At 72.8% G+C, this 16,372-nt stretch carries 15 protein-coding genes and 2 pseudogenes; 10 read left to right on the plus strand and 7 right to left on the minus strand.

Features of this window, described 5'->3' with window-relative positions; translation table 11 throughout:
- Positions 1-25 precede the first annotated feature (25 nt).
- Positions 26-493 (plus strand): hypothetical protein, encoded by a 468-nt coding sequence (locus ACPU2J_RS09200; protein WP_399315424.1) that lies wholly within the window; start codon positions 26-28, stop codon positions 491-493.
- A gap of 37 nt (positions 494-530) precedes the next feature.
- On the opposite strand, the gene ACPU2J_RS09205 is transcribed toward ACPU2J_RS09200, so the two are convergent.
- Positions 531-1,082: a hypothetical protein gene (locus ACPU2J_RS09205; protein ID WP_420081098.1), complete on the minus strand. Its 552-nt coding sequence runs from the start codon at positions 1,080-1,082 to the stop codon at positions 531-533.
- Between the two features lie 52 nt (positions 1,083-1,134).
- Complete coding sequence (locus ACPU2J_RS09210) at positions 1,135-1,884, minus strand: glucose 1-dehydrogenase (RefSeq protein ID WP_420081097.1); 750 nt, start codon at positions 1,882-1,884, stop codon at positions 1,135-1,137.
- Between the two features lie 88 nt (positions 1,885-1,972).
- On the opposite strand from ACPU2J_RS09210, the gene ACPU2J_RS09215 reads away from it, so the two are divergent.
- The 7 genes and pseudogenes from ACPU2J_RS09215 (at position 1,973) to ACPU2J_RS09245 (ending at position 5,407) form a co-directional block, all read left to right on the plus strand.
- Complete coding sequence (locus ACPU2J_RS09215; protein WP_420081096.1) at positions 1,973-2,578, plus strand: PadR family transcriptional regulator; 606 nt, start codon at positions 1,973-1,975, stop codon at positions 2,576-2,578.
- A 14-nt stretch (positions 2,579-2,592) separates the two neighbouring features.
- A pseudogene (locus ACPU2J_RS09220) lies at positions 2,593-2,706 on the plus strand (toxic cation resistance protein); the annotation flags it as partial.
- Positions 2,706-2,807: pseudogene (locus tag ACPU2J_RS09225) on the plus strand (VWA domain-containing protein); the annotation flags it as partial. The pseudogenes ACPU2J_RS09220 and ACPU2J_RS09225, both read left to right, overlap by 1 nt.
- A 35-nt stretch (positions 2,808-2,842) precedes the next feature.
- On the plus strand, positions 2,843-3,358 hold the full coding sequence (locus tag ACPU2J_RS09230; RefSeq protein ID WP_361592023.1) for a pyridoxamine 5'-phosphate oxidase family protein: 516 nt from the start codon (positions 2,843-2,845) through the stop codon (positions 3,356-3,358).
- A 167-nt stretch (positions 3,359-3,525) separates the two neighbouring features.
- Positions 3,526-4,233, plus strand: coding sequence for a DUF4232 domain-containing protein (locus ACPU2J_RS09235; protein ID WP_420082464.1), 708 nt, complete (start codon positions 3,526-3,528; stop codon positions 4,231-4,233).
- 114 nt (positions 4,234-4,347) lie between these two features.
- Positions 4,348-4,764 carry a hypothetical protein gene (locus tag ACPU2J_RS09240; protein ID WP_423833062.1) on the plus strand — a complete coding sequence of 139 codons (417 nt, stop codon included), beginning with the start codon at positions 4,348-4,350 and terminating at the stop codon, positions 4,762-4,764.
- A gap of 85 nt (positions 4,765-4,849) precedes the next feature.
- Positions 4,850-5,407 (plus strand): GntR family transcriptional regulator, encoded by a 558-nt coding sequence (locus ACPU2J_RS09245; protein WP_423834941.1) that lies wholly within the window; start codon positions 4,850-4,852, stop codon positions 5,405-5,407.
- On the opposite strand, the gene ACPU2J_RS09250 is transcribed toward ACPU2J_RS09245, so the two are convergent.
- The 5 genes from ACPU2J_RS09250 to ACPU2J_RS09270 form a co-directional block, all read right to left on the minus strand.
- Complete coding sequence (locus ACPU2J_RS09250) at positions 5,379-5,579, minus strand: DUF397 domain-containing protein (RefSeq protein WP_423833063.1); 201 nt, start codon at positions 5,577-5,579, stop codon at positions 5,379-5,381. The two genes, ACPU2J_RS09245 and ACPU2J_RS09250, sit on opposite strands and share 29 nt — an antisense overlap.
- Positions 5,564-6,400, minus strand: coding sequence for a helix-turn-helix domain-containing protein (locus tag ACPU2J_RS09255; RefSeq protein WP_423833064.1), 837 nt, complete (start codon positions 6,398-6,400; stop codon positions 5,564-5,566). The genes ACPU2J_RS09250 and ACPU2J_RS09255 overlap by 16 nt, the downstream gene beginning before the upstream one ends.
- Before the next feature lie 217 nt (positions 6,401-6,617).
- Complete coding sequence (locus ACPU2J_RS09260; RefSeq protein WP_420081090.1) at positions 6,618-8,078, minus strand: glutamate synthase subunit beta; 1,461 nt, start codon at positions 8,076-8,078, stop codon at positions 6,618-6,620.
- Positions 8,071-12,609: a glutamate synthase large subunit gene (gltB, locus tag ACPU2J_RS09265; RefSeq protein ID WP_420082463.1), complete on the minus strand. Its 4,539-nt coding sequence runs from the start codon at positions 12,607-12,609 to the stop codon at positions 8,071-8,073. Before gltB ends, ACPU2J_RS09260 begins: the two co-directional genes overlap by 8 nt.
- Positions 12,610-12,982: 373 nt before the next feature.
- Positions 12,983-13,714: a VIT1/CCC1 transporter family protein gene (locus ACPU2J_RS09270; RefSeq protein WP_361592033.1), complete on the minus strand. Its 732-nt coding sequence runs from the start codon at positions 13,712-13,714 to the stop codon at positions 12,983-12,985.
- A gap of 249 nt (positions 13,715-13,963) precedes the next feature.
- On the opposite strand from ACPU2J_RS09270, the gene ACPU2J_RS09275 reads away from it, so the two are divergent.
- A complete protein-coding gene (locus tag ACPU2J_RS09275) occupies positions 13,964-14,950 on the plus strand; it encodes an ADP-ribosylglycohydrolase family protein (protein ID WP_420081089.1) in 987 nt (328 codons plus the stop codon).
- Complete coding sequence (locus ACPU2J_RS09280) at positions 14,947-16,368, plus strand: ADP-ribosylglycohydrolase family protein (RefSeq protein WP_420081088.1); 1,422 nt, start codon at positions 14,947-14,949, stop codon at positions 16,366-16,368. The genes ACPU2J_RS09275 and ACPU2J_RS09280 overlap by 4 nt, the downstream gene beginning before the upstream one ends.
- Positions 16,369-16,372: the final 4 nt, after the last annotated feature.

Below are 16,372 nucleotides of genomic sequence, written 5' to 3' on the forward strand. Positions count from 1 at the left end.
GCAACAAGATCGAGGTATCAGGATCATGCGAAGGACGATCACCGGGCCGGCCCTGTGCGCCGCGGCGGCGCTGCTGCTCACGGGCTGCGGGAGCGCCGAGCCGAAGCCGGCCGGCGACGGGGGCGGGCAGCAGCCGCAGCCGGCCGCCTCGCAGGGCCAGGGCTCCGCGTCGGCCCCGGCGAAGGCCGGCGGCGGTGCGAAGCACGAGGTGACGCTGGAGGTCGGCGGCACGGGCCGGACGGCGGTCATGTTCAGCGGCGTGGGCAGCGGGTTCGAGCAGCAGAACCTGCCGTGGTCCAAGACGGACACCGTCGAACTCACCGCCGCCGAGCAGAAGGTGGGCTACCTGGTCAACGTGGTCCCGGGCACGATCACGGGCCCCGACGGCAAGCTGCAGCAGGCACCCTGCACCATCAAGGTCGATGGCAAGCAGGTCGCCCAGAGCGACGGCGTGAGCACGGTCAAGGGCTGCTCGTACACCATCAAGCAGTAGCGCGCGGCCGCCTTCCGGGGCGGCGCGGCACGGGCCGTCAGCGGCGGGAGCGGCGCAGGGAGAGCCGCCCCACCAGGACGGTCTGCAGCAGCAGGAGCGCGCCCGCTCCGGCCGTCTGCGCCAGCGGCAGGCCGGGGCGTCCGCCCGGCGCCCAGGCCGGTCCGTCGGGGTCCACGGTCACGGCGAGGCGCGCGCCGACCGGGAGGTCCTCCTCGACGGTCCCGGGCAGCTCCCGGCCCGCCTCGGTGCGCAGCCGCAGCGCCGGGGAGCCGTCGGCGCCGTCCCCGCCCGCCGTGCGCTGCGCGACGACGGCCGTCTCCTCCCGGCCCCGGTCGTGGAGGACCTGCCGGTCCCAGGCGGCCCCGCCGAGCAGCACGAGCCCGACGGCGACGAGGGCGACCCCGGTGCGGGCGACGAACTCGGCGTCGGTCCCGTGCGGTACGGCGGCGGCGACGACGAAGACGGCCAGCAGGACGGGGATCCAGGCGCCGCCGGGTCCCCGGAGCAGCCAGATCGCCCCGAACTCCACTGCGAGCAGGAGGCAGTTGCGCAGGACCGCGCCCGGCAACCTGCGTATCGGTTCAGCCATGGGCCCATGATGCCCGGGAGGCCTGGACATCATGGGCCCAGGCCGCCCGGCGTCAGGCGGCGGTCGTCCCGCCGTCCACGGTGAACTCCGCTCCCGTCACGTACGAGGAGGCGTCGGAGCAGAGGAAGAGGACCAGCTCGGCGACCTCCCGCGGCCGGCCCATCCGCCCCAGCGGCACGTGCGCCCAGTCCCGCCCCTCGACCGCCCCGGACACCATCGGGGTGTCGATGGCCCCCGGGTGGACCGAGTTGACCCGGATCCGGTCCGGGGCGAGGTCCAGGGCCGCCGAGCGGGTCAGGCCGCGCAGCCCGAACTTGGTGGAGCCGTAGGCCGCGTGGCAGCGGATCCCGACCAGTCCGGCGGTGGAGGAGATGTTGACGACGGAGCCGCCCCCGGCCTCCCGCAGCAGCGGGGCCACCGCCTGGATGCCGAGGAACGGGCCGAGCAGGTTGACCCGCAGCAGGGCCTCGAAGTCCTCCAGCCGCTGTTCCTCCACGTGGGCCGTGCGCCACAGGGCCGCGTTGTTGACCAGCGCCGACACGGTTCCGAAGGCGCGGACCGCGGCGGCCGCCACCTCCGCCCAGCTCTGCGGGTCGGCCACGTCGTGGCGTACGTAGAGGCCCTGGGTGCCCAGTTCCGCCGCGACGGCGCGGCCCTCCTCCTCCCGGACGTCGGTGACGACGACCCGCGCCCCGGCCTCCGCGAGCAGCCGCGCCTCGGCGGCGCCCTGGCCGCGTCCCGCGCCGGTGACGATGACGGTCTTCCCGTCGAGCCCGGAGAACACCACAGGACCGCCTCCCACCCGTCGAATATGCCTATTAGGCATACTTCTAGCAGCGGGGGCCGGGCGAGGGAAGAGCGCCCGCACGCCCCGGTCGTAGACTGCGCGCGTGGCCGACGAGACGAACACCCCCTCCCTCCCCGCGACGGGCTGGGCCGTCCTCGGCCTGCTCTCCTTCGGGGAGGAGCTCTCCGGCTACGACCTGAAGAAGTGGGCGGACCGCTCGTTGCGCTTCTTCTACTGGAGCCCGTCCTTCAGCCAGATCTACGGCGAGCTGCGACGCCTGGAGAAGGCCGGCTACGCGACCTCCCGCACGCTCACCCAGGAGGGCGCGACCCGCGGCAAGCGGATCTACCGGATCACCGGCGAGGGCATGGAAGCCGTCCGCCGGTGGGCCCGCGAGATGCCGGTCGACCCGCCCGTCCTCAAGCACGGGCCGATGCTGCGGCTGTGGCTGGGGCACCTGCTGGAACCCGAGCAGATGCGCGAAGTGCTGATCCGGCAGCAGGAGTTCGCCGAGGAGATGCGGCGCGGTGCCGTGGCCGACGCGCTGGCCGCGCAGGACGAGCCCGCATGGGCCATGCCGGTCCTGACCCTGCGCTGGGCGGAGCGCTACTACGCCGCGGAGCGCGACCTCGCGGCGGCCATGCTCGACGACGTCGAGGCGCTGATCGCCGCCCGTCCGCCGGAGCCCGCCGCCGAGCCGTCCGGCTGACGTACCCTCGCGCCATGACGAGCAGCGCCATCAGCTTCCGCAAGGTCGAGCAGACGGCTCCGGCCCTGGTGAGCCTCTACAAGGGCGCCGCGGTCTCCCTGCGCGAGCACGGCCTGGAGGGCGGGCGGACCCCCGCGCCGTGCCCGACGCGGAACTGTACGACCGCCTCGTCTCGGAGTTCCCCGCCTGGCCGGCCGCGGCCCGCGACGCGGGCATCGTGCGCGCCTGACCCGCGCCGGTGGCGGCCCGCGCTTTGATGGACGGATGACGCACACCAGTTGGGAAGTCTTCGAGAAGGCCGAACCGGAGTTCGCCGCGGCCGTCCGGGCCCGCTTCGCCCAGTACCCGCACCACGTCCTCGCCACCCTGCGCAAGGACGGCTCGCCCCGGGTGGCCGGGCTGAACGTCGACGTCCGGGGCGGCGAGCTGTGGCTCGGCATGATGGCCGGTTCGATGAAGGCCAGGGACCTCCAGCGCGACCCGCGCTTCTCCCTGCACACCAACCCGGGCGCGGGCGAGACCATGCCGGACGGGGACGTACGGATCTCCGGGCGGGCGGTGGAGCTGGTGGACCCTCCCGAACTGCACCGGTACGCGGAGGAGACGCAGACCCCGCACCCCTTCCACCTCTTCTACGCCGACCTGACGGAGGTCGTCCGCATCACCGTGCAGGGCGACGACCTGGTGATCCGCACCTGGACCCCGGACCACCCCCTGCGCACCCTGCGCCGCGGCAACGACGACGAACCGGCCCGCGAGGACCCGGTGCCGGGCGCCTGATGACGGACGCGTGGCGTCCACATGCGCGTCCTGCGACCATTCCCCGCATGGCGTGAACGCGACGCCGCACGGGGCAACCTGACCGCACCGGAACCGAATCCACGCCGACGCGGCCGGCCGGCCACCCGGCCGGCCGCCCGCACGGCGAGTCACCACGGGGGATCGTGATGCACCTCTGCCGCACCACCACAGGACGCGCCCGGACGCTCGCCTTCGCGGGCCTGACCGCCGCCGCCCTCCTCGCGACGACCACGGGCTGCGGGCCCGCCGGCGACGACAAGGCGGGCAGCCCCCCGGCCACCCCCGCCCCCTCCACGTCCACGACCGCCCCGGGGGCCGGCACCGGCAGCGGCACCCCGTCGACTGCACCCTCCCCCTCCATCGCCCCCGTGCCCCGGCCGGGCGAGGCGGAGGGCGACCCGGTGGGCAGGAACGGCAACTGCTCCGACGAGTACGCCCAGGTGTCCGTGGAGTGGGCGGTACCGCCCGCCAAGGACGACTCGAAGCTGCTGCTCACCGCCGCCAACAAGGGCACCAAGAGCTGCCTGCTCACCGCCTACCCGGTGCTCCGGGTCAAGGACGGCAACGGCCGGCTGGTGGCCGTCTTCGAGAACAGCAGGCCGGCGGCCCCGGTGGTCCTCGAACCCGGCAAGGAGGCCTACGCGGGCCTGCTCCTGCGGCAGGGCGCCAAGTCGGCCGGCACCCTCACGACGGACCTGGCGCTCGCCCCGCACGGCCAAGACCCCCGGGAGAACACCGGCGAGGGCACCCTCCTCGAACTGCCCCCGGGCGGCGTGTACATGGACGCCAAGGCCCGGGTGACGTACTGGCAGAGCACCTCGGAGAACGCGGCGTCGCCGCTGTTCACCCGCTGAGCGGCCGGCCGGGCCCGGGGCGGCTGAGTATCCGTACTCAGGCCCGTGTCTGTGGTGGCGGGTAGCGTCGCGGACGTCCGACGGACGGACGTTCGCGACACCCTGGGGGACTGCATGAAGAAGCGCACGACAGCCGTGGCCGCACTGGGCGCGGCCCTCGCCCTGACCCTGGCGGCGGCCCCGGCGCAGGCCGCGCCGGCGGGCGAGGTCATCGGCTACCCGGGCCCCGACGGCCTGATCTGGATCGCCGACCAGGCCGGCACCAGCGGCTTCGTCTCGGGCGGCCTCTCCTCGCGCCTGGAGACGTTCATCACGTTCGGATGCGCGGACGGCGGCAGCATCGAGGTGTCGTTCCGGCTCCAGGAGCACCCGGACCGCTCCCCGGCCCCGTTCACCGTCGACTGCCCGGGCACGGACCCGACGCTCGTCACGCTCCCCCTCGGCACGGGCCTCCACGGCGGCTTCACCGCCTGGGTGACCACCTCCACCCCGACCACCCGCTGGGGCGCCACGGTCACCCAGCCCGAGTAGCCGGAACACGCCGCGGCGACCTGAAGCCGGGCTCCGTCGCATGGCGTGGGGGCGACGGAGCGGGCTTCAAGGGGTGGGAGGCACGGTGGGCGGCGGCGAGTGGACCAGCAGGTCGATGCCGTATCTGACCGCCCGGCCGCCGGGCGCGGCGGACGCGTGGACGGAGGAGGCCGCGGAAGCAGGGCGGCGGGGCGGTCAGCGCATCCTGCACGCCGGAGAGGTGGTGGCCCCCGCTCGCGTCGCCCTCCTGCTCGGGCTGACGGCCGGAAGTACGGTCGTGACCCGACGCAGACTCATCGAACTCGACCACGAGCCAGTGGAGTTGACCGACACGTACTACCCCCGGGACATCGCCGCCGGCACGCCCCTCGCCGGCACGGCGAAGATCCGCGGCGGCGCAGTGACGCTGCTGGCCGCCCTGGGGCACGTCGGCGTACGGGTCGTGGAGGACGTGACGGCGCAGATCCCGCACGAAGACGAACGCGAGCGAATGCGTCTCGGGGCGGGTGAGCCGGTCCTCCGCCTGACCCGCACCACCTACGACGCCACGGACCGCCCCATCCAGGCGGACGTGATGCTCATGCCGGCCGGACGCCAACAGGTGCGCTACGAGATCAGGCTCGGCCCTTCACAGCCCGGATGAACGGCACCCACACGGCGGCGGGGAAGAGCAGGACCGGCCCGACGGCGGCGAGCTTGCTGTCGCGGACCGGGACGAGGCCGGGGAGGTCGTCGGACACCTCGACGCAGCTGTTGCTCTCGGAGTTGCTGTAAGAGGACGTCCTCCAGGACAGGCTGTTCACGTCTGCGCGCACTTCGCGTATTCCTCCGCCACCGACTCGATACGGGTCAGGGACACTTCCGGCGACAGCGCAGCGGCCCTGGCCAGATCGTAGAGTTTCCAATGGCGCTGTACCAGGACCGGATAGTCGAGCAACTGCCCCACGCGGGGCCCCTCCGTGTAGACCACGTCGGGCGCATCCGCGAACTGCATGATGCTCACCAGAGACCCCAGCGCCCCTTGGGCACCGGCCGAGAAGGGCACCACCTGCGCGGTGATCCGATGGCCTCGGACGCAGGCGGCGATGTGCCGCAGCTGCGCGGCCATCACGCCGGGTCCCCCGACCTCCGTACGCAGTACCGCTTCGTGCAGGACGACCCACACTTCGGGGGTCGCCGGGTCGTCGAGCAGGGCCGCCCGCTCCAGACGAGACGCGACCAGTCCGTCGACGTACTCGGCGAGCGCGGTGGGATTGCCACCCCGCATCACGGCCCGGGCGTAGTCGGCGGTCTGGAACAGCCCGGGAACCAGAGTGGAGGCGTATTCGTAGATGGCCGTCGCCCGACGTTCCAGCTCGGCCGCTTCGGCGAAGTAGTCCTCGTACTTGGGCTTGAAGGCCCTGGCCAGGCGGGTGAAGTAGTCCCCGGTGCCGAACACCCCGTCGATCAACTCCGCGATCTCCGGCCGGAGCCTCCGCGTCCCGCACTCCATCTGGCCGACGTACGCCCCGCTCGTGAAGATCCGCTCGCCCAGGCCCTCCTGGGTCAGCCCCGCCGCCTCCCGGTGGCGCCGCAGCTCCTCGCGGGCGAACTCCTCCGGCGTCCGCGCCCCGCCCATGTCCTTCGACTTGGCCATGAGCCAACTCCCCGCTTCCGCAGTGCCCCTGTTCGGCGAGAAGCGTAGTCCTCGCCGCCCCGCAGGCGCTCCGGAACGCATTCATACGACCGCGGAACGCCACGCCGCCCGCCACCCCTGGTCGGGGACGTGGCGGGCGGCGTGTCGGGTGTCCCGTACTCCGTTGTACGGACCGTTTGAGGGGTCCCGCCCTTCGCGGAGCGGGGGTGCTGCGGGGCTACACCATCAGCGAGCGGTCCGTCGGCTTGACCGGGTACGGGAGGGTGCTGCTGCCGGTCAGGAAGCGGTCCACGCCGCGGGCGGCCGATCGGCCCTCCGCGATGGCCCAGACGATGAGCGACTGGCCGCGGCCCGCGTCGCCGGCGACGAAGACGCCGGGGGCGCTGGTCGCGTAGGAGGCGTCGCGGGCGATGTTGCCGCGGGCGTCCATGTCCAGGGCGAACTGCTGGGTCAGACCGTTGGCCTGGTCGGTGCCCGTGAAGCCCATCGCCAGGGTCACCAGCTGCGCGGGGAGGACGCGCTCGGTGCCGGGCTTCTGGACGAGCTTGCCGTCGACGAACTCGACCTCGACCAGGTGGAGGGCCTTGACGTTGCCGTCCTCGTCGCCCTCGAAGTGGGTGGTGGAGACGGAGTAGACCCGCTCGCCGCCCTCCTCGTGGGCCGAGGTGACCTTGTAGAGCATGGGGAACGTCGGCCAGGGCTGGTTGGCGTTCCGCTCCTCGCCCGGCTTCGGCATGATCTCCAGCTGGGTGACCGAGGCCGCGCCCTGGCGGTGGGCGGTGCCCACGCAGTCCGCGCCGGTGTCGCCGCCGCCGATGACGACCACGTGCTTGCCCTCGGCGGTGATCGGGGGCGCCACGAAGTCGCCCTCCTGCACCTTGTTCGCGAGCGGCAGGTACTCCATCGCGAAGTGGATGCCGTTCAGCTCGCGGCCGGGGACCGGCAGGTCGCGGGAGACGGTGGCGCCGGCCGCGATGACGACCGCGTCGAAGCGCTTGCGCAGGTCGGTGGCCGTGATGTCGCGGCCCACCTCGATGCCGGTGCGGAACTTGGTGCCCTCCGCGCGCATCTGCTCGATGCGGCGGTTGATGTGCACCTTCTCCATCTTGAACTCGGGGATGCCGTAGCGGAGCAGGCCGCCGATGCGGTCCGCGCGCTCGTACACGACCACGGTGTGGCCGGACCGGGTGAGCTGCTGGGCGGCGGCCAGGCCGGCCGGGCCCGAGCCGATCACGGCGACGGTCTTGCCGGACAGGCGCTCGGGGGCCTGCGGGGTGACGCCCCCGTTGTCCCACGCCTTGTCGATGATCGAGACCTCGACGTTCTTGATGGTGACGGCCGGCTGGTTGATGCCGAGCACACACGCCGACTCGCACGGGGCCGGGCACAGGCGGCCCGTGAACTCCGGGAAGTTGTTCGTCGCGTGCAGCCGCTCCGACGCCGCCGTCCAGTCCTCGCGGTAGGCGTAGTCGTTCCACTCCGGGATGAGGTTCCCGAGCGGGCAGCCGTTGTGGCAGAACGGGATGCCGCAGTCCATGCAGCGTCCGGCCTGCTTGCTGATGATCGGCAGCAGCGAGCCCGGGACGTAGACCTCGTTCCAGTCCTTCAGCCGGTCGGCGACGGGACGGGAGCAGGCGGTCTCGCGGGGGGTGGTGAGGAAGCCCTTCGGGTCAGCCATGGGTCGCCGCCTCCATCATCTTCTCCGTGGTCTCGGATTCCGAGAGTCCGGCGAGCTCAGCGGCGTCCTTGGCGGCGAGCACTGCCTTGTACGTGGTGGGGATGATCTTGCTGAAGCGGTCCGCCGCGACGGACCAGTCAGCCAGGAGCTTCGCGGCCACGGTCGAGCCGGTCTCCTCCTCGTGACGGCGCACCACATCGTGCAGCCACTGCTTGTCGGTGTCGGACGGGGCCTCCACGGCGCCCGCGTTGCCGACGTTGACGTTGTGCGGGTCGAGGTCGATGACGTACGCGACGCCGCCCGACATGCCGGCCGCGAAGTTGCGGCCCGTCTCGCCCAGGACGACCGCGGTGCCGCCGGTCATGTACTCGCAGCCGTGGTCGCCCACGCCCTCCGAGACGACCAGGGCGCCGGAGTTGCGGACGCAGAAGCGTTCGCCGGTGCGGCCGCGCAGGAACATCTCGCCGCCGGTGGCTCCGTAGCCGATGGTGTTGCCGGCGATGGTGGAGTACTCGGCGAGGTGGTCGGCGCCGCGGTCCGGGCGGACCACGATCCGGCCGCCGGAGAGGCCCTTGCCGACGTAGTCGTTGGCGTCGCCCTCCAGGCGGAGCGTGACGCCCTTCGGGACGAAGGCGCCGAAGGACTGGCCGGCCGAGCCCGTGAAGGTCAGGTCGATGGTGTTGTCGGGCAGGCCCGCACCGCCGAACTTCTTGGTGACGTGGTGGCCGAGCATGGTGCCGACGGTCCGGTTGATGTTGCGGATCGCGACCTGGGCGCGGACCGGCTGGGCGCTCTCGGCGGACTCGGCGTTCAGCGCGTCCGCGGCGAGCTCGATCAGCTCGTTGTCGAGGGCCTTCTCCAGGCCGTGGTCCTGCGCGATCAGGGCGTGGCGGACCGCGCCCTCGGGCAGCTCGGGCACGTGGAAGAGCGGCTCCAGGTCCAGGCCCTGCGCCTTCCAGTGGGTGACGGCCTTGCTGGTGTCGAGGAGCTCGGCGTGGCCGACGGCCTCCTCGATGGTGCGGAAGCCCAGCTCGGCGAGGATCTCGCGGACCTCCTCCGCGATGAACTCGAAGAAGTTCACGACGAATTCGGCCTTGCCGGAGAAGCGGCTGCGCAGGACCGGGTTCTGCGTGGCGATGCCGACCGGGCAGGTGTCCAGGTGGCAGACGCGCATCATGACGCAGCCGGAGACGACGAGCGGCGCGGTCGCGAAACCGAACTCCTCGGCGCCGAGCAGCGCGGCGATGACCACGTCGCGGCCGGTCTTGAGCTGGCCGTCGGTCTGGACGACGATGCGGTCGCGCAGGCCGTTGAGCAGCAGGGTCTGCTGGGTCTCGGCGAGGCCGAGCTCCCAGGGGCCGCCCGCGTGCTTGAGCGAGGTGAGCGGGGAGGCGCCCGTACCGCCGTCGTGGCCGGAGATGAGGACGACGTCCGCGTGGGCCTTGGAGACGCCCGCCGCGACCGTGCCGACGCCGACCTCGGAGACCAGCTTCACGTGGATGCGGGCGACCGGGTTGGCGTTCTTGAGGTCGTGGATGAGCTGGGCGAGGTCCTCGATGGAGTAGATGTCGTGGTGCGGCGGCGGGGAGATCAGGCCGACGCCGGGCGTCGAGTGACGCGTCTTGGCGACCCACGGGTAGACCTTGTGGCCGGGCAGCTGGCCGCCCTCGCCGGGCTTGGCGCCCTGCGCCATCTTGATCTGGATGTCGTCCGCGTTGACCAGGTACTCGCTCGTGACACCGAAGCGGCCGGAGGCGACCTGCTTGATGGAGGAGCGGCGCTCCGGGTCGTACAGGCGCTCCGGGTCCTCGCCGCCCTCACCGGTGTTGGACTTGGCGCCCAGCTGGTTCATGGCGATGGCGAGGGTCTCGTGCGCCTCCTTGGAGATGGAGCCGTACGACATGGCGCCGGTGGAGAAGCGCTTGACGATCTCGGAGACGGGCTCGACCTCGTCGAGGGGGATCGACGGGCGGTCGGACGTGAAGCCGAAGAGGCCGCGGAGCGTCATCAGGCGCTCGGACTGCTCGTTCACGCGGTCCGTGTACTGCCGGAAGATGTCGTACCGGCGGTTGCGGGTGGCGTGCTGGAGGCGGAAGACCGTCTCCGGGTCGAACAGGTGCGGCTCGCCCTCGCGGCGCCACTGGTACTCGCCGCCGATCTCCAGCGCGCGGTGTGTGGCGGCGACGCCGGAGACCGGGTACGCCTTGGCGTGGCGGGCGGCCACCTCCTTGGCGATGACGTCCAGGCCGGCGCCGCCGATCTTGGTGGCGGTGCCGCTGAAGTACGTCCCGACGAACTCGTCGTCCAGGCCGACGGCCTCGAAGACCTGGGCGCCGCGGTAGGAGGCGACGGTGGAGATGCCCATCTTGGACATGACCTTCAGGACGCCCTTGCCGAGGGCGTAGATCAGGTTCCGGATGGCCTGCTCGGGCTCGATGCCCTCGATGAACGTACCGGCGCGCAGCAGGTCCTCGACGGACTCCATGGCGAGGTACGGGTTGACCGCGGCGGCGCCGTAGCCGATGAGCAGGGCGACGTGGTGGACCTCGCGGACGTCGCCGGCCTCGACCAGCAGGCCCACCTGGGTGCGCTGCTTGGTGGCGATGAGGTGGTGGTGCACGGCGGAGGTGAGCAGCAGCGACGGGATCGGCGCGTGCTCGGCGTCCGAGTGGCGGTCGGAGAGGACGATCAGGCGGGCGCCGTTGGCGATCGCCGCGTCGGCCTCGGCGCGGATCTCCTCGATCCGGGCGGCCAGGGCCTCGCCGCCGCCGGAGACCCGGTAGAGGCCGGAGAGGGTGGCGGCCTTCATGCCGGGCATGTCGCCGTCGGCGTTGATGTGGATGAGCTTGGCCAGCTCGTCGTTGTCGATCACCGGGAACGTCAGGGTGACGCTGCGACAGGACGCGGCGGTCGGCTCCAGCAGGTTGGACTGCGGGCCGATCGAGGACAGCAGCGAGGTGACGAGCTCCTCGCGGATGGCGTCCAGCGGCGGGTTGGTGACCTGCGCGAACAGCTGGGTGAAGTAGTCGAAGAGCAGCCGGGGGCGCTCGGACAGGGCCGCGATCGGGGAGTCCGTGCCCATGGAGCCGAGCGGCTCGCCGCCGGTGCGGGCCATGGGCGCGAGGATGACGCGGAGCTCTTCCTCGGTGTAGCCGAAGGTCTGCTGGCGGCGGGTGACCGAGGCGTGGGTGTGCACGATGTGCTCGCGCTCGGGCAGGTCCGTCAGCTCGATCTCGCCGGTCTCCAGCCATTCGGCGTAGGGGGCGGCGGAGGCGAGCTCGTTCTTGATCTCGTCGTCCTCGATGATCCGCTTCTGGGCGGTGTCGACGAGGAACATGCGGCCGGGCTGGAGGCGGCCCTTGCGGACGACCTTGGCCGGGTCGATGTCGAGCACGCCGACCTCGGAGCCGAGGACGACGAGGCCGTCGTCGGTGACCCAGTAGCGGCCGGGGCGCAGGCCGTTGCGGTCGAGGACCGCGCCGACCTGGGTGCCGTCGGTGAAGGTGACGCAGGCGGGGCCGTCCCAGGGCTCCATCATCGTGGAGTGGTACTGGTAGAAGGCGCGGCGGGCCGGGTCCATGGAGGTGTGGTTCTCCCACGCCTCCGGGATCATCATCAGCACGCTGTGCGGCAGCGACCGGCCGCCGAGGTGGAGCAGCTCCAGGACCTCGTCGAAGGAGGCCGAGTCGGAGGCGTCCGGGGTGCAGATCGGGAAGATGCGGTCGAGCGCGCCGTCGCCGAAGGCGTCCGACGCGAGCTGGGACTCGCGGGCCTTCATCCAGTTCCGGTTGCCCTTGACCGTGTTGATCTCGCCGTTGTGCGCGACGAAGCGGTACGGGTGGGCGAGCGGCCAGGACGGGAAGGTGTTGGTCGAGAACCGGGAGTGGACCAGGGCGAGCGCCGAGGCGAAGCGGCGGTCGGAGAGGTCCGGGAAGAAGGGCTCCAGCTGGCCGGTGGTCAGCATGCCCTTGTAGACGATGGTGCGGGCGGAGAGCGACGGGAAGTACACGCCGGCCTCGCGCTCGGCGCGCTTGCGCAGCACGAACGCCTTGCGGTCCAGCTCGATGCCCGTGCTGCCGTTGCTCACGAAGAGCTGGCGGAAGGCGGGCATGGTGGCGCGGGCGCCGTTGCCGAGCAGGTCGGGGGTGACCGGAACCTCGCGCCAGCCGAGGACCGTGAGGTTCTCCTCGGCGGCGATGGCCTCGATGCGCTCCGCGGCGGCGGCCTGTGCGGTGCCGTCGGCAGGGAGGAAGGCGATGCCGACGGCGTATGCGCCGGCCTCGGGGAGCTCGAATCCGGCGACCTCGCGGAGGAAGGCGTCCGGCACCTGGGACAGGATGCCCGCGCCGTCGCCGGAGTCCGGCTCGGAGCCGGTGGCGCCGCGGTGCTCGAGGTTCCGCAGGACGGTCAGGGCCTGCTCGACGAGAGTGTGGGTGGCCTCGCCGGTGAGGTTCGCCACGAAGCCGACGCCGCAGGCGTCCTTCTCGTTGCGCGGGTCGTACATGCCCTGCTGGGCGGGGCGACCGTCCATGGGCGACCAGGCGGTGTTCAGGCCGGTCGCGGAGTGCGTGGATGCGGAACGCATCGGCTCTCCCGTCGTCGTCGTGGCATATGTGCATAGCCGAGGGACGACGTTGGCCCTCTGCGAGAAATTTCGTGCAGATTACATGATGACGACTATCCCGAGAAGCGGATATGCCATTCCAGCATGCGGACACTGCATGAGGCAGAAAGACGGGACATTCGCGGCGCTATACGGAGGTATCGCGGGGCGAAGGTCCCGACTGCAGGACGGGCATCATTGCCCGGAGTCCTGGTGTGATGCCCAGCGGACACGGAATCGAAACCACCGGGTAACGGACTACTTATGTTGCGCGCTGCATAGTGTCTCACTCCCAGGCCGGTCAGCCTATGGCCCCGCCGATCCAGGTTCCCAGGATGTACGTCACACCCGCGGCCGCGCCACCCAGGAGCAGCTGGCGCAGCCCGCTGTACCACCAGGTCCGGGCGGTGACGCGGGCGACGACCGCACCGCAGGCGAACAGCCCGGCCAGCGCGAGCAGCACCGCAGGCCACAGGGCCGTGGCGCCGAGCAGGTAGGGCAGTACGGGCAACAGCGCACCCAGCGCGAACGACCCGAAGGACGAGACGGCGGCGACCAGGGGCGACGGCAGGTCGTCGGGGTCGATGCCGAGCTCCTCGCGGGCGTGGATCTCCAGCGCCTGCTCGGGGTCGCGGGACAGCTGCATCGCGACCTCGCGGGCGAGGGCCGGCTCGACGCCGCGCGAGACGTAGAGCTCGGCGAGCTCCTCCATCTCGTCGACGGGGTGCTTGCGCAACTGCTGCCGTTCGATGTCGAGTTCCGCGAGGACCAGCTCGCGCTGCGAGGCCACGGAGGTGTACTCGCCGGCCGCCATCGAGAAGGCGCCCGCGGCGAGGCCCGCCAAGCCCGTGATCACGATCGTCTGCGGGGCCACGGCGCCGCCGGCCACGCCGGTCATGAGCGCGAGGTTGGAGACGAGCCCGTCCATCGCACCGAAGACCGCGGGCCGCAGCCAGCCACCGTTGACGTCCCGGTGGGTGTGGTTGTCGCGGTGCGCGGTGTGCAGCGGTGCTTCGATGTCGATGATGGACATGACGTGAAATCTCCCCTTTTGTACGAACGGGCGCCAGGACACGCCCCGCTCCCCCTGAACACCTCGAAACTACGCACGATTTCTGCTGCCCGCCAGCAAGGAAGGCCGTACTTACCTGCGGTTTTGCGGGTCGGCGACCGGGTGACGGCGAGGTTCGACGGGTGTTTCGCGACAGCCGACAAACCACCTGCCATGGCACAAATCCCCCAAGGGCTCAAGATGGGCCCCACCACGTGGAGAGGCGCGCCCATGGAGCTGACTGCATCCGATCCGCAGGTCCTCCTCGAACGGGCCAGGGGCGCTCTTCTGGGACTCGCGGTGGGCGACGCGCTGGGCGCCCCCGCCGAGAACATGAAGCCGTCGGAGATCCGCGCCAGATGGGGCCGGATCGAGGGCTTCGTGTCCGACGACCCGGCCGGCACCGACGACACCGAGTACGCGATCTTCTCCGGGCTGCTCCTCGCCCGCCACGGCTCGGCCCTCACCGTCGCCCACGTGGAGCGCGCCTGGCACCACTGGATCGCCGACCTCGACGAAGGCCCCTTCCGGGGCGCCGGGTTCTCCGAACGCGGCACGCTGGAGAACCTCCGCCGGGGCCTGGCCGCCCCCATCTCCGCCCAGCACCGGCACGCCTGGTCGGACGGCCTGGCGATGCGGGCGGCGCCGTTCGGCGTGTTCGCCGCGGGACGGCCCGCGGAGGCGGCCCGGCTCGTCGCCGTCGACGGCACGGTCAGCCACGACGGCGAGGGCATCTACGGGGGCCAGGCCGTGGCGGCGGGCGTCGCCGTGGCCATGGCCGGCGGCTCCCCCGCCTCCGTCGTCTCGGCCGCCCTGTCCGTGATCCCCTCGGACTCCTGGACGGCCCGCTCCCTGCGCCGGGCCGTCACCGCCGCCCCGCGCGGCGAACGGGCAGTGCGCTCGGCGGTGGTCATCGGCGGCTATCCGTGGACGGACCTGGCCCCCGAGGCGGTGGGGCTCGCCTTCGGCGCCTTCGCCGCCTGCCACGGCGACTTCGCCTCGTCGGTCCTCACCGCCGTGAACATGGGCCGCGACGCCGACACCACGGCCGCGGTGGCCGGCGCCCTGGCCGGCGCGACGTCCGGCGCCTCCGCGATCCCGGCGGCGTGGGGCTCCGCCATCGGCCCGGTGCGCGGCAGCTGCCTCCCGTCGATGCGGGGCTACCACGTCCTGGACATCGCCGACCTCCTCACCCCGGAATGCGAGGCCGCCCGATGACTGCACCCCAGCCCACCCCGACCCCACCACGGGCCACCACCCCGCCCGCCCCACCACGGGCCACCACCCCGCCCGCCCCGACAACGGCCACCGTCCCGCCCCCGGACCACGCCCCGGACGCGGCGGCGGGTGGGTTCGGGGCCGTGCGGACGGCCGACTCGGCGTACGCGTCCCCACCGGCCGGCGGGCGCACGCTCCCGGAGCCGCCCCGCGCCCCGCAGGGCATCGGCACCGTGGTGCGGGCAGCGGGGCGGCCCGTCGCCCCCCGTCCCGCCGAGCCGCCCGCAGGGCACCCGCACGGGCCCCGCCGCATCGAGGGCCTCCTCCTCGGGCTCGCCGCCGGCGACGCCGCCGGGTGGCCCGCCGCCCGCCACCGCGCCAGCCGCATGCCCGAGTGGACCCGGCGCCTCACCCGCGAGCTCGACACCTTCGCCGAGCAGAACGCCACCACCACCCTCCCCGTCCCCATCGCCCTCAACCAGCCGCCCGAGCCGCTGCGCCTCGGCCCCTCCGACGACGCCGAGTGGGCGGCCTTCGCGGCCGAGTCCGTGCTCACCGCCGCGGGCGTCCTCCTCAGCGACCTCTCCCGCTCCCGCCGCATGCGCGCCGCCCTCGACCTCGCCTGGAACGCCCTCGCCTCCGAGGTCGCCGCCGCGGCCGAACGCGCACCCGAGGTGGAGTCCGCCGTGCTGCCGCTGCGCGCCCGGATCTCCGTACGGGCCGGGCTCGGCAACCTCGCCGCCGGCCTGCGCCCGCCCGCCACCGGCCACGACAACCCGCACTACTTCGACGACGCCGCCTGCGTGCGCGCCTGCGTCCTCGCCGTCGTCCACCCCGGGGACGCCGAGGCCGCGGCCGACCTCGCCGAGTTCGACGCCCGCTACACCCAGGACGGGGACGGCGTCCACGGCGCCCGCGCCATGGCCGCCGCCGTCGCCACCGCCCTCACCACGGCGGACGTCGACGCCGCCGTGGACGCGGCCCTCGGCCAGCTCCCGGGGGCCACCGAGATCGGCCGCAACGCCCGGCACGCCGTCCTGCTGGCCCGCGCCCACGCGGACGGCGGCGCCTTCGCCATCGTCCCCACCCTCGAACACGAGATCGTCGACCACGTCTACAGCTACGGGATCGCCGCCGCCGAGACCGTCCCCGTGGCCCTCGCCCTGGCCACCGCCGCCCGCGGCCGGGTCGCCGAGGCGGTCCCGGCCGCCGCCTGCCTGTCGCGCGTCGCGGACTCCGCCCCCGCCCTCGCCGGAGCGCTCACCGGCGCGACCGGCGGCGGCGACACGATCCCGGCCGCATGGCGCCAGGCCTGCCGCACCCTCTCCGGCTGCGCCCTCCCCCGCCTCGCCGGCACCGACCTCGTCGAACTCGCCGCGCTCCTCGCACGCACAGAACTCACCTCACCCAAGGGATGATTCG

The organism is Streptomyces manipurensis (assembly GCF_049570255.1).
Lineage (GTDB): Bacteria > Actinomycetota > Actinomycetes > Streptomycetales > Streptomycetaceae > Streptomyces > Streptomyces manipurensis.

Coding starts and splice junctions, on each gene's coding strand:
- ACPU2J_RS09200 (WP_399315424.1), top strand. CDS start 26: ATGCGAAGGACGATCACCGGGCCGGCCCTGTGCGCCGCGGCGGCGCTG.
- ACPU2J_RS09205 (WP_420081098.1), bottom strand. CDS start 1,082: ATGGCTGAACCGATACGCAGGTTGCCGGGCGCGGTCCTGCGCAACTGC.
- ACPU2J_RS09230 (WP_361592023.1), top strand. CDS start 2,843: ATGACGCACACCAGTTGGGAAGTCTTCGAGAAGGCCGAACCGGAGTTC.
- ACPU2J_RS09235 (WP_420082464.1), top strand. CDS start 3,526: ATGCACCTCTGCCGCACCACCACAGGACGCGCCCGGACGCTCGCCTTC.
- ACPU2J_RS09240 (WP_423833062.1), top strand. CDS start 4,348: ATGAAGAAGCGCACGACAGCCGTGGCCGCACTGGGCGCGGCCCTCGCC.
- ACPU2J_RS09255 (WP_423833064.1), bottom strand. CDS start 6,400: ATGGCCAAGTCGAAGGACATGGGCGGGGCGCGGACGCCGGAGGAGTTC.
- ACPU2J_RS09260 (WP_420081090.1), bottom strand. CDS start 8,078: ATGGCTGACCCGAAGGGCTTCCTCACCACCCCCCGCGAGACCGCCTGC.
- gltB (WP_420082463.1), bottom strand. CDS start 12,609: ATGGACGGTCGCCCCGCCCAGCAGGGCATGTACGACCCGCGCAACGAG.
- ACPU2J_RS09270 (WP_361592033.1), bottom strand. CDS start 13,714: ATGTCCATCATCGACATCGAAGCACCGCTGCACACCGCGCACCGCGAC.
- ACPU2J_RS09275 (WP_420081089.1), top strand. CDS start 13,964: ATGGAGCTGACTGCATCCGATCCGCAGGTCCTCCTCGAACGGGCCAGG.
- ACPU2J_RS09280 (WP_420081088.1), top strand. CDS start 14,947: ATGACTGCACCCCAGCCCACCCCGACCCCACCACGGGCCACCACCCCG.